Raw genomic sequence first — 10,655 nt, forward strand, 5'->3', positions numbered from 1 at the left:
GGAAACGTTTAAACGTTCGAACGTTTTCACGTTCAAACGTTAATGCAGGTGTCCGTTCTTCTTGGGGCAGAAGTGACCGCCCGGTTCCATGGGCTGACCACACTGCGCACAGATGGGGCGTCCGCGTGAGGAAACTTCCTGCCCCCAGCGGGCAAGCTGACGCAGTTGTGTGCGCGTTGCCCAATAGCGGATCTGCGATCCTTCTTCGGGGTCTTGTTCTTCGGTAAGCAGTTCCTTGGCAAAAACAACGACACGGTCGCGGTCTTTATCGTAGCCAAGACCGATCTCACCGGCGCGGAAGAGCGGGTCTACGGGTGGGTTGATGCGCATGACTTCTTCGACATAATCGCCCGAGGCTTCTTCAAGGTCGGGGTATTGCTGGCTAAGCTGCGCGAGGAATTGCTCCACACCAATGGCAAGCGAAACCAATTGCGCCTTCTCAATGATGATGGTGATGGTGCGCTTGTCTTGATAGGCATGCAGATAAAAAACGCGCTGACCGGGTTTCCCAATCGCGTCAGCGGTGATGTGATCACAGGGGTCGACGTCAATATCAATGCGGGACATAAGTTACCTTTTTGTGAGTATACCACCCCCACCCGTCCTCCCCCAAATGCGACAGATCTAACGTCGCATTTGGGGGAGGTGCCGCTTCAGCGGCGGAGGGGGGCGGTATAATCTCATCAACTCGCCAAAGGAGCTGCCATGTACGATAAAAAAATTCTCGATGAATTAAGTAGATCGCTTTCCAAGTGGGAAGAAACCTCTCTTAAGAAAGCCTTGAATCAACTGCCTGAACGCACCGACGAATTTATCACGACATCCTCCGACCCGATCAACCGACTTTATACGCCGCTCGATATTGCGGATATGGACTACAACGCCTCGCTCGGTCTTCCGGGTGAGTATCCCTACACAAGAGGCGTCCACCCGACGCTGCATCGCTCCAAGTTGTGGACGATGCGCATGTTCGCTGGCTTTGGTACCGCAGAAGAGACGAACCAGCGCTTCAAATACTTACTCGAGCAGGGTCAGACCGGCTTGAGCATTGCCTTCGACCTGGCCACTTTGATGGGTTACGACACCGACCAACCCGAAGCGCTCGGCGAATTCGGCAAATGCGGTGTGGCAGTCTCTTCGTTGAAAGACATGGAAATTTTGCTGGATGGCATTCCGCTCGATAAAGTGTCCTCCAGCATGACCATCAACTCACCCGCATCTATTATCTGGGCGATGTACCTCGTTGCTGCTGAAAAGCAAGGCGTGCGGCTTGACCAGTTGCGCGGCACATTGCAGAACGACATCCTCAAAGAGTTCATTGCCCAAAAAGAATTTATCTTCCCGCCGGAACCGTCCATGCGCCTCGTAGTGGATACGATGGAATACGGCTCGAAGTATGTGCCGCAGTGGAATACCATTTCCATTTCGGGCTATCACATCCGTGAAGCCGGTTCGACCGCCGCACAGGAACTGGCGTTCACATTGGCAGACGGGTTGGAATACGTCCGCTGGGGAGTTGCGCGCGGTATGGATGTGGACGAGTTCGCGCCGCGTCTATCCTTCTTCTTCAATGCGCACAATGACTTTTTTGAAGAGATCGCCAAATATCGTGCGGCTCGCCGCATTTGGGCACGTGAGATGCGTGAGACGTTTAAGGCGAAGAATCCGCGCTCGTGGCTGATGCGCTTCCACACGCAGACGGCGGGAGTCTCGCTCACCGCGCAGCAACCAGAGAATAATATCGTCCGCGTGGCGTTGCAAGCGCTTGCCGCCGTCCTTGGCGGCACGCAAAGTTTGCACACAAACTCAATGGATGAAGCGCTCGCACTTCCTTCTGAACATGCGGTCAAAGTTGCCTTGCGGACTCAGCAAGTCATTGCTGAAGAATCCGGCGTGACGAATACGGTCGATCCGCTTGGGGGAAGTTTCTTCGTCGAAGCGCAAACAAACCGAATGGAGCAAGAGGCGTATGCCTATTTCCGTCAAATCGAAGATCTGGGTGGAGTCATCCCTGCGCTCGAAAAAGGCTTCATGCAAAGTGAAATATCCGACGCGGCGTATCGTTATCAACGCGAGATCGACACTGGGCGGAGAAAAATTGTCGGTGTAAATGCTTATATGGAGGAAAAGCCTGCTGTCATTCCCATCCTACGTATGGACCCGAATGGATACACCCGCCAGATGTCGCGCTTGAACGAAGTTAAGAAGACCCGCGATAGTGGGCAAGTTGGGCAGGCTCTCGATAAACTGCGCATCGCCTGCGAAGGTACGGAAAACACCATGCCATATATTGTGGATTGTGTACGGGCGTATTGCACGCTTGGCGAGATCGTGAGTGTGATGACGAAAGTTTTTGGGAAATATGAAGAACCGACGATGATATAAAGCGGATTAAAAATAAAAACGCGAAAACGAGGTTTAAGTCGTTTTCGCGTTTTTATTTCTGCGGATACTTAGCAGCCGTTGAATACGCTGGTATCGTTCCCGTGTCAATGGATAGGACCAGGCAATGACGATCGTGCCCAGCAAGATGGCGGCACCGATGAATGAAACCATCATGCGGATCATGAACAGGGCAGAGGCAGGCTGTTGGTAAACGTTTACGTTCTCTGCCGGGGATTGATAACCCGACCAGCCCAGAACCTGCAACGTGACGAAGATGATCAACGCCCCAGTCAACTTGCGGATAAGCGTGCGGATACCGTAGTAGATACCCTCCTGCCGCCGACCGGTGCGCAGTTCGTCCCACTCGATCACATCTGGAAGGATCGAGTCTGGCAGAATATATGCCGCCGAGACGCCAACCCCTGCCAGTGCGGCAAGGAATAGCATGTAACTAGTGTCGCCGGGTTGAATGGTGAAGATCAACGCTTGCACAACCACCCAGGCTGCCATGCCAATGATATATGCCTGGATCTTGTTGCGGCGTTTTGAAAGCCAGAGCCAGAACGGCACAAAGAGAATACAGACAAACATTAAGACACCAAAGAACGCAGACTCAAGCGCCAGATCCACGCCGAGGAAATTTACCTTTGCCAGTAAATTTCCTTCTGCCACCCAGTACAAAAGAAAGAAGGGGAACGTGATGGAGACCATATCCACCGCAGACCAGTTGAACATGTAAATGCCAACTGCATAGCGAAAGGGAATGTTTTGCCACGCCAGGTTCAACGTTTCACGAAAGGAAAGCAATTCCTGCTCGGTTGCTTCAGAGGCAAAACGTTCACGCACAAATAAACCGATCAAAAACAAAGGGAATGCACCAATGGCACCAAAGACCGCACCGGCAGCCATAAAGCCCTGCTGTTGCGAGCCGCCGCCGAGAATGACCGCATCCACGATCATTGGCGCGGAGATCACCACGGTCATGGCACCAAGCAATTGAAAGACCGTGCGAAAGCTCGAAAGCGAAGTGCGCTCGTCATAATTTTGGGTTAATTCGGGGGTTAGAGAGAGATATGGCACAGCCACAAGAGTGGTCAGTGTATCTGAGATCATGAACGCCAGTGTCACATACAGCAACAAAGCCACCTGGCTGTCCCAGTTCGGTGCAGACCATAACATGATGAAGCTTAAACCAAATGGAAAAGCGAACCATAAAAGGAACGGTCGGCGCCTGCCCAGTTTAGATTTCATGCGGTCGCTCAAAATGCCGATGATGGGGTCGTTGATGGCATCCCAAACGATACCTGCCAGCGCGCCCAGCGAAGCGAGTCGTGGTTCAATGCCGACCACATCTGTTAAATAAATGGCATAAAAGATGGAACGCATCATACCGATGCTGGCTATTCCCCAATCGCCCGAACCATATAAAGTCTTTAACCAGAAAGGGAGTTTCACACTCATCTAAATCTTCAGGCAAGTGTAACATGGATATAATACCCGGTATGCCCTCCTTAGCGGATAAACTTAAATCCCTCGGCGTGAAGACGGCGAACACGCTGCCTACCCCGCCCCAGCCTGAGCGCCAGTCGATCGACTCGGTCGTCGCCGGGAGCTTTATTGCCACTCCGCGCGGGGAGGCGTTTGTCACCGAGCAGGTTTTCGAACAAGATTACTTCCACGGCGGTATTTCTCCTTATTCTGCTTTCCCGCTCTCGATCATCTCCCAATGGACAAAAGACCCGCGTGTTGCGGAATTGCCCATTCATAAATTTGCCTTTCTCGATACCGAAACTTCCGGCATTTCTGGCGGCACGGGTACGTATGCCTTTCTCGTCGGTGCGGCGCGTTTTGTGGATGGGAAGTTCACTCTGCAGCAATTCTTCCTGCGCGACCCCTCTGAAGAACCCGCCATGCTCGAAGCGTTGATCAACTTCCTTGCCCCATGTGAAGGCTTGGTCACTTTCAATGGCAAGTCCTTCGATGCGCCGCTGCTCGTTACCCGATATTCGTTGCATCGTATTCCCGTCCCTTTTAAGGATTATGCCCATATCGACCTGCTGCCCCTGGCCCGCAGACTCTGGCGGGACCGCCTGCCTTCACGCGCATTGAAGTATCTCGAAGAACATGTGATGGGCTTTACGCGTTCTTCTGATGAAGTTCCGGGGTATGAAATTCCGTGGCTGTACTTTGATTATTTGCGCAGCGGGGATGCCCGCCCGTTGGGCGGCGTGTTCTATCACAATGCTATGGATATAGTGGCAATGGCGGCACTGCTGGGACATGTCAGTGAGATCCTTGCCGACCCGTATGATGGGCGTGTGGAGCACGGACTTGATTTCATTGCGCTGGGCAAGTTGTTCGAGGATCTCGGTCACTGGGATGAAGCGGCACGTCTGTTCGAGCGTGGGCTCGAGCTTGGGTTGAACGAAGCAGATTTCGGCGTGGCGGTGAAGCGCATCTCCATCCTGCAAAAGAAGCGCGGTGATGTGGAGCGTGCCGTGGAGTTGTGGAAGGCGGCGGCGAAGCAGGGTCATATTTATGCTCATATTGAGCTGGCAAAATATTATGAGCATACGGCGCGTGATGTGAAGTCTTCGCTTAAGTGGGCAAAGTCTGCCAGGGCTGAAGTTGAGAAAGCGGATCTGCCCGCATATGTGCGCAAACATTGGTTGACGGAGATCGACCACCGCCTTGAACGGCTCATGCGCAAAGCGGGTTTATAATTATTGAAACAACGCATGGAGAGGAACTATGGAGATTAACATTTCGCAAGAAAAGGGAAGTGTGCCGGTCACCGTCCTTGAATTGACCGGGCAGTTGGATGGGCAAACGTTCAAAAGCCTGATCGCTTCGGCGCAGGAAGCTTTGGACGGTGGAGCGCAGAATATTTTGCTGGATATGAGCGGACTGACCTTTATTTCCAGCGCGGGTCTGGTCTCTCTGCATGTGATCGCCCTGCTGTTGCGCGGCGAGAAACTGCCGGACCTCGAACATGGCTGGGCGGCGCTTAAGTCTGTCAACCAGTCACGCGAGAGCGGAGTGCAGCAGCATGTGAAGCTGTTGAACCCGCGTCCCGAGATCGTCAATGTGCTGGAGATGGTCGGCTTTTCTTCATTTTTTGAGATCTTTACTGATAAGCAGAAGGCGCTCGAATCATTTTCATAACCTGCAAGGACAACAGCGATGCGGACCCTTCTGCATCGCTGTTGATTCATATTTATAGGTGACATTTCATGAAACGCAATCTTGGGAATATTGTCTTTATTGTTTTAGCCGCGCTGACGGTCATTGTTTGGGTGCTGTTTCCCCCGCAAGCCGACGGTGTGGAGAATTATGTGCGCTATCATGTCGGCATGACTCTCGGCTCGCTTGTGATCACGCTGATGTCATTCTCGTTATTTCTTTCCACCCGCCCGCGCTGGGCAGAACCGTACTTCGGCGGTTTGGACAAGATGTACATGACCCATCGTTACACGTCCACGGCGGCATTCCTGTTGATGTTCGTGCATCTGCTGATCGTGCCGCTGCACCTGGTGGACCTTGCCGTTGGGAATTATCTGGCGATCGTTTCTTTTCTTGGCATTATCGCCATCGTCCTGCCAACATTGGCGCCGCGTGTTCCGTTCTTGAATAAATTGACCAGCGGCACCTACGAAGGCTGGAAGCGCTTGCACGGTTTTATTGGGCTCTTTTTTATTTTGGGATACTTGCATTCGATCACCGTCAATGCGCCCACCACGAAGGTTGCCATCAACTGGAATCAGATCTTTGTCTTTCTCGGCATTGGTTCTTATGTTTATACCGAGGTGCTTAGCCGATTCCTGGGCAGGCGGGTTCCTTATACGGTGGCAGCGGTCAATCATCCCAATAGTTCCACCACCGAGGTGGTGATGCGCGCCAAGGGCAGACCGATCCGGCATGCGCAGGCGGGGCAGTTCCTGTTCGTGCGTTTCAAAGCGGACGGGATCATGGATGAGGCACATCCCTTCACCATTTCGAGTGCGCCGCATGAAGGTGAACTGCGCGTTACCATCAAAGCGGTTGGTGATTTCACCCGGCAGGTGTTCCAGAATCTCAAACCGGGCGCCGATGCGCTGGTGGAAGGCGCGTATGGCTTGTTCAACTACAAGACCGGCGGTGACAGGCAGATCTGGGTGGCGGGCGGAATTGGCATTACGCCCTTCCTCTCGTTCCTGCGGGACCTGCGTACGGAGCTGGCTTTCGATGTGCATTTTTATTACACGGTAAGGCACCCGGAAGAAGCGGTCTTTGCGGAGGAGATCGAGGGCATTGCGGCGAAGCACCCGCGGTTGAAGGCACATATCCGCCACTCATCCACGCATGGCTCGCTTAGTGTAGACGAGATCGTTCGGAATGCGGGCGGAAATGTGAACGCCCATCATGTGTATATGTGCGGACCCCTGCCAATGGTGCAGGCGTTCGCGCAGAAGTTTGTCGAAGCGGGCGTGAGCAAGGATCACGTTCACTTTGAGGAATTTAATTTCAGGTAAGCAGGAGGCTTTTATGCAGATCTCTTTTTCGAAATATGAAGACATCACCGTCGTACACCTTGTGGGGGATGTGGATTCTTCCAATTATACGGATGTGATCGCCAAGGCGCAGGAACTTTTTGATGATGGTGTGCGTAACCTGCTGCTTGATCTGACCCAGGTCCCTTATGTGAGCAGCGCCGGGTTGATGGCCTTGCATACGGTGGCGCGCATCTATTCGGGTCATTCCCTGCAAGGCAAGGATGGCGGCAGACCGATCTTCCGCGCGATCAACTTGAAGGAAGATGCATCGGCGCGGGAGCATGTCAAGCTGCTTAACCCGCAGCCCGCGGTGGATCAAGTGCTGGATGTGGTCGGATTGAAGCAATTCTTCGAGATCTTTGCAGACCTGGATACGGCAGTCGGTTCCTTTGCATGATGGATTGAAACTTTCTTTCACGTTGTGCATCTAAATTAGGAAAACAATCCAGTACTTGTGAGGCAAAATGTCGAAGAAGAAAAAAAGAACGAGTAATAATAACAGCGGGGTGGTTTCCTTTTTGCGTAAACCCGCCGGGCAGGTTACTGTCGTGGCGCTTGTGGCGTTGGTGGTGTATCTGATCGCTGCCAGCTCGGGCGGCGGCACGGCTGCATCCACTCAGGCGCGTGAGATCAGTGTGGATCAGGCGTATGAAATGTATCAGGCGGGCACCTTTGTGGTGGATGTGCGCACACAAGCGGAATGGGACGAATACCATGCTCCGAATACCACGTTGATCCCATTGGATGAATTACCTGCGCGCTTGAATGAATTACCCAAAGACCGTGAGATCGTGGTGGTCTGCCGTTCGGGTAACCGCAGCCAGGAGGGACGAGACATCCTTTTGCAGGCTGGGTATAACGCCACCAGCATGGCGGGCGGTTTGAAAGAATGGTATGCCAAAGGCTACCCCATTGAAGGCGCGCCGCAATAAACAAAAAAAACAAAGAGCCCCGAAAGTTCTGAACTTTCGGGGCTCTTCTTATAACCGCCCCACCCCCACGCGGACAAGGTATCCCACCCACCGCAAAGCTCGCCGCAATCGCGGACACGAGTCCCGCCATAGTGCCCCATCGCATCCCCACTTGGACATTCGCCAACATGGCAGCAATCCCACCCAGGAAAAGGATGATTATGAGCGTGAAAACCATCACTCCCACTTCTTTGAGAATTTTGGCACGGGCGTGTCCGGTCCTTTTGTGGGTTTGGTAAATGGTGTAGATGGAGAGGGTGAGGGTGGGCAAGGCAAGCATATACTCAGTATTGGCTGGTGGAAAGAAAAGTCACATAGAGCAAGGTAACGTAACAAGCAAGAGTAGGCGTCTAGGAAAGTTCTTTCCTTATCAAGTGCGCTTATTCAGATAACCATATCGTAGTTTGTCATGGCAATACCGGATACTTCTTATCAACATCGCCATAACCGGCCCACCTGTATCCATATTTTTCGAGATCGTCGCGGGTTACAACATTTTTTTCTATGGCTTCAATCGAGTTGAAAAAACTCATTTCAACTATTTCGCTTTGCGGAACTAAGTCTCTTTCGACAAACAACCCTGACTCCATTTGATGAAGAAGCGCCACAGCTTCTTTTTCGTAAATAATTATCAATATAGAACCATTATGCCCTAACCCTGGATAAATCCAGTCTGGCTCACCCAAAATCTCGATCACCTCATTCAAAGTTATATACAATTTATGAGAGAAGCTTATCTCAACAACCATATCCTCGACAATAAAAAAATTGATTTTTTGCCCATACTGAGAATAAAGATAAATACTAACTATGTCATCCCAATTACCCAATCCTTCATCATGATCGATGATCGAATCGTTATTTTTCTCAATCGAATATAGTATCGTCATTAATTCCTGTTTCGATGTCTCACCAGGAATCACTCCTTCCCAGCAAGGCGGCAGACAAGTAATATTTTTCAATATGGACTCCCCCCTGTCTTCACTGTTTTCCTGCAGAGGGGATGTTACAAGACACCCTGTCGAAAAGATGTAAGTTACCAATAAAACAGACAACTTTAGTAGTTTGAAAAAGGGGTTATGTTTTTTTTTCATATTAAGGTAATCGTAAAGTTTCATCATTAATTACATCCACGAACCATTGTTTCACGTCCGATGTCGGAATTGTACCAGGATCATTAATCAATGCATCGAATCCCTCTGCAAAATAATCTGCTGTAGAGTTGTTTCCATAATCTTTGTTGAAACCGTTTATCCATTCATATGCGTCAGGTATTCGGTCTCGACCAGTGTTAGCTGTCATTCGAGTTGAGTTTAATTGCACTATATCTCCGCCAATGAATGTATTCAAATCATCTGCCGCTCCATTGACAATACCTATAATAGGTTTATTGTTTATCAAACTAATAAGCACTGCGCGAAAATCAACATGCCCAGTTGCTATATCCCAGACATGTCCAAACTCATGGGTAAGTGGCATGATCTTTGGGTCTTTCTCGTATATCTTTTCGTAAGAATTCTCCCAATTTTGGGGTAGCAAGATAATCGATTTCCCAAAAGGAGACAAAATCTTTGGCAAAGGCAACGTCCAAGGTTGATCCATCTTAAAAAATGTGGACCATTTCATGATGAGGACATCGGACATATATCTGTCCATCCAATCGCTTCCGTATCCTCCATTAATCACATCAATTTTAGTTTCGATATTGTTTCCCGTGTCTGCGATATAGGCAAGTTCTTTCTGAGAAAAGTTCCCGATTGGCGTCCATCCATATTCATTGCGAATTGTTTTCCAGGTGTCATATTGTTGATATTCATTCTTAACAGTTGTCACTACTTTGGTTACGGTATTCTTCACGGGCTGAACCACATGGTCATTTACCCATGTCTTTGTATCTTCCCATTTTTGAATTATAGCTTTCTTTGTATCTTCATACTTATTTTGTATGGCAATAGCGGTATTGATTACAAATTTTTTAACTGTCGTCACAATTTTTGTATAGGTATCCTTAACCGGCTGAACAATATGGTCGTTTGTCCATAATTTTATATCTTCCCATGTTTGTTCGACTTTCTCCCACCATGTAGGCGGATCATCCGTCCTGCAAGTGCCTTTACTCCGCCAGTATTTTTCTTTTCTGTCTCTTGCTTCGCCTGCGCCACGGACGCCACGCCTGCCCAGCGCTTTGCATCCACACTCTGTTGCACCAACTGCTCGACTTTCTTCATATCAATCGGAGCACGATCCTCGTTCTTCGCAATCAACTTCTCGCGGTTAGACTGCGCCTGCATTATTTGATTCACCTTTGCTATATCAATCGGCGCACGGTCTTCGTTCTTGGCGATCAACTCTGCCTTTGCAGCCTGCGCTTTCGCATTCTGTTCTGCCTGCAAGGCTCCCACAATGCGCTTCTCCTGCATCATGGCTTGGTACGCCTTGCGTCCCGCATTCGTCCTGCCGCCGCCATCTCCTCCTTCATCCCCACCGCCACTGTTTCGCAGGGCGGCGAGACGCGCCGCTTCCTCCTCCGCCCGCTTGCGCTGCCACTCCGCCAGGGTCGCTCCCAGCAGGGCGGTCGCTGCCCCACCCCACAGGATGTTCGCATTGGAGATGGGCTACCTTATAACCCGCCCCATCCCCACGCGGACAAGGTATCCCACCGCAAAGCTCGCCGCAATCGCGGACACGAGTCCCGCCACGGTGCCCCACCTCATGCTGACTTGGGCATTCGCCAACATGGACGCTATCCCACCGAGGAACAATACGA

13 protein-coding genes are annotated in these 10,655 nt (G+C 50.9%); 8 read left to right on the top strand and 5 right to left on the bottom strand.

Going from position 1 to position 10,655, the window contains the following annotated elements; genetic code table 11:
• Positions 1-39: 39 nt before the first annotated feature.
• A complete protein-coding gene (locus IPG80_RS08140; RefSeq protein ID WP_345104990.1) occupies positions 40-567 on the bottom strand; it encodes a DUF3090 domain-containing protein in 528 nt (175 codons plus the stop codon).
• A gap of 138 nt (positions 568-705) precedes the next feature.
• Here IPG80_RS08140 and IPG80_RS08145 point away from each other — a divergent pair, with 138 nt between their 5' ends.
• Positions 706-2,385, top strand: a complete 1,680-nt coding sequence (locus IPG80_RS08145) for a methylmalonyl-CoA mutase family protein (protein WP_345104993.1) — start codon at positions 706-708, stop codon at positions 2,383-2,385.
• A 33-nt stretch (positions 2,386-2,418) separates the two neighbouring features.
• On the opposite strand, the gene IPG80_RS08150 is transcribed toward IPG80_RS08145, so the two are convergent.
• Positions 2,419-3,846: an MFS transporter gene (locus tag IPG80_RS08150; protein WP_345104996.1), complete on the bottom strand. Its 1,428-nt coding sequence runs from the start codon at positions 3,844-3,846 to the stop codon at positions 2,419-2,421.
• A 41-nt stretch (positions 3,847-3,887) separates the two neighbouring features.
• On the opposite strand from IPG80_RS08150, the gene IPG80_RS08155 reads away from it, so the two are divergent.
• The 6 genes from IPG80_RS08155 to IPG80_RS08180 all read left to right on the top strand — a co-directional run bounded on the left by IPG80_RS08155 (position 3,888) and on the right by IPG80_RS08180 (position 8,216).
• Positions 3,888-5,108: a ribonuclease H-like domain-containing protein gene (locus IPG80_RS08155; RefSeq protein ID WP_345104998.1), complete on the top strand. Its 1,221-nt coding sequence runs from the start codon at positions 3,888-3,890 to the stop codon at positions 5,106-5,108.
• Positions 5,109-5,136: 28 nt separating this feature from the next.
• Complete coding sequence (locus IPG80_RS08160; RefSeq protein WP_345104999.1) at positions 5,137-5,550, top strand: STAS domain-containing protein; 414 nt, start codon at positions 5,137-5,139, stop codon at positions 5,548-5,550.
• 68 nt (positions 5,551-5,618) lie between these two features.
• Positions 5,619-6,896 (top strand): ferric reductase-like transmembrane domain-containing protein, encoded by a 1,278-nt coding sequence (locus tag IPG80_RS08165; RefSeq protein ID WP_345105001.1) that lies wholly within the window; start codon positions 5,619-5,621, stop codon positions 6,894-6,896.
• 13 nt (positions 6,897-6,909) lie between these two features.
• The gene (locus tag IPG80_RS08170) at positions 6,910-7,314 is read left to right on the top strand and encodes an STAS domain-containing protein (protein WP_345105006.1); all 405 of its coding nucleotides are present in this window, start codon (positions 6,910-6,912) and stop codon (positions 7,312-7,314) included.
• A 67-nt stretch (positions 7,315-7,381) separates the two neighbouring features.
• Positions 7,382-7,849, top strand: a complete 468-nt coding sequence (locus tag IPG80_RS08175; RefSeq protein WP_345105009.1) for a rhodanese-like domain-containing protein — start codon at positions 7,382-7,384, stop codon at positions 7,847-7,849.
• 151 nt (positions 7,850-8,000) lie between these two features.
• On the top strand, positions 8,001-8,216 hold the full coding sequence (locus IPG80_RS08180; RefSeq protein WP_345105012.1) for a hypothetical protein: 216 nt from the start codon (positions 8,001-8,003) through the stop codon (positions 8,214-8,216).
• A gap of 79 nt (positions 8,217-8,295) precedes the next feature.
• Here the strand turns inward: IPG80_RS08180 and IPG80_RS08185 are convergent, their stop codons facing one another.
• The 3 genes from IPG80_RS08185 to IPG80_RS08195 are packed head-to-tail and all read right to left on the bottom strand — an operon-like array spanning position 8,296 to position 10,311.
• Entirely contained in the window at positions 8,296-8,982 is a 687-nt protein-coding gene (locus IPG80_RS08185) for a hypothetical protein (protein WP_345105015.1), read from the bottom strand.
• A gap of 1 nt (position 8,983) precedes the next feature.
• Entirely contained in the window at positions 8,984-9,877 is an 894-nt protein-coding gene (locus tag IPG80_RS08190) for a hypothetical protein (protein WP_345105017.1), read from the bottom strand.
• Between the two features lie 56 nt (positions 9,878-9,933).
• Positions 9,934-10,311, bottom strand: coding sequence for a hypothetical protein (locus tag IPG80_RS08195; protein ID WP_345105020.1), 378 nt, complete (start codon positions 10,309-10,311; stop codon positions 9,934-9,936).
• A 3-nt stretch (positions 10,312-10,314) separates the two neighbouring features.
• Between IPG80_RS08195 and IPG80_RS08200 the strand changes: the two genes are divergently transcribed.
• On the top strand, positions 10,315-10,655 hold a 341-nt coding region (locus IPG80_RS08200; RefSeq protein WP_345105023.1), incomplete at its 3' end, for a hypothetical protein.

The sequence above is a fragment of the Candidatus Villigracilis vicinus genome (assembly GCF_016702885.1).
GTDB lineage: Bacteria > Chloroflexota > Anaerolineae > Anaerolineales > Villigracilaceae > Villigracilis > Villigracilis vicinus.

Coding starts and splice junctions, on each gene's coding strand:
- IPG80_RS08195 (WP_345105020.1), bottom strand. CDS start 10,311: ATGATGCAGGAGAAGCGCATTGTGGGAGCCTTGCAGGCAGAACAGAAT.
- IPG80_RS08165 (WP_345105001.1), top strand. CDS start 5,619: ATGAAACGCAATCTTGGGAATATTGTCTTTATTGTTTTAGCCGCGCTG.
- IPG80_RS08140 (WP_345104990.1), bottom strand. CDS start 567: ATGTCCCGCATTGATATTGACGTCGACCCCTGTGATCACATCACCGCT.
- IPG80_RS08185 (WP_345105015.1), bottom strand. CDS start 8,982: ATGAAAAAAAAACATAACCCCTTTTTCAAACTACTAAAGTTGTCTGTT.
- IPG80_RS08155 (WP_345104998.1), top strand. CDS start 3,888: ATGCCCTCCTTAGCGGATAAACTTAAATCCCTCGGCGTGAAGACGGCG.
- IPG80_RS08150 (WP_345104996.1), bottom strand. CDS start 3,846: ATGAGTGTGAAACTCCCTTTCTGGTTAAAGACTTTATATGGTTCGGGC.
- IPG80_RS08145 (WP_345104993.1), top strand. CDS start 706: ATGTACGATAAAAAAATTCTCGATGAATTAAGTAGATCGCTTTCCAAG.
- IPG80_RS08170 (WP_345105006.1), top strand. CDS start 6,910: ATGCAGATCTCTTTTTCGAAATATGAAGACATCACCGTCGTACACCTT.
- IPG80_RS08175 (WP_345105009.1), top strand. CDS start 7,382: ATGTCGAAGAAGAAAAAAAGAACGAGTAATAATAACAGCGGGGTGGTT.
- IPG80_RS08160 (WP_345104999.1), top strand. CDS start 5,137: ATGGAGATTAACATTTCGCAAGAAAAGGGAAGTGTGCCGGTCACCGTC.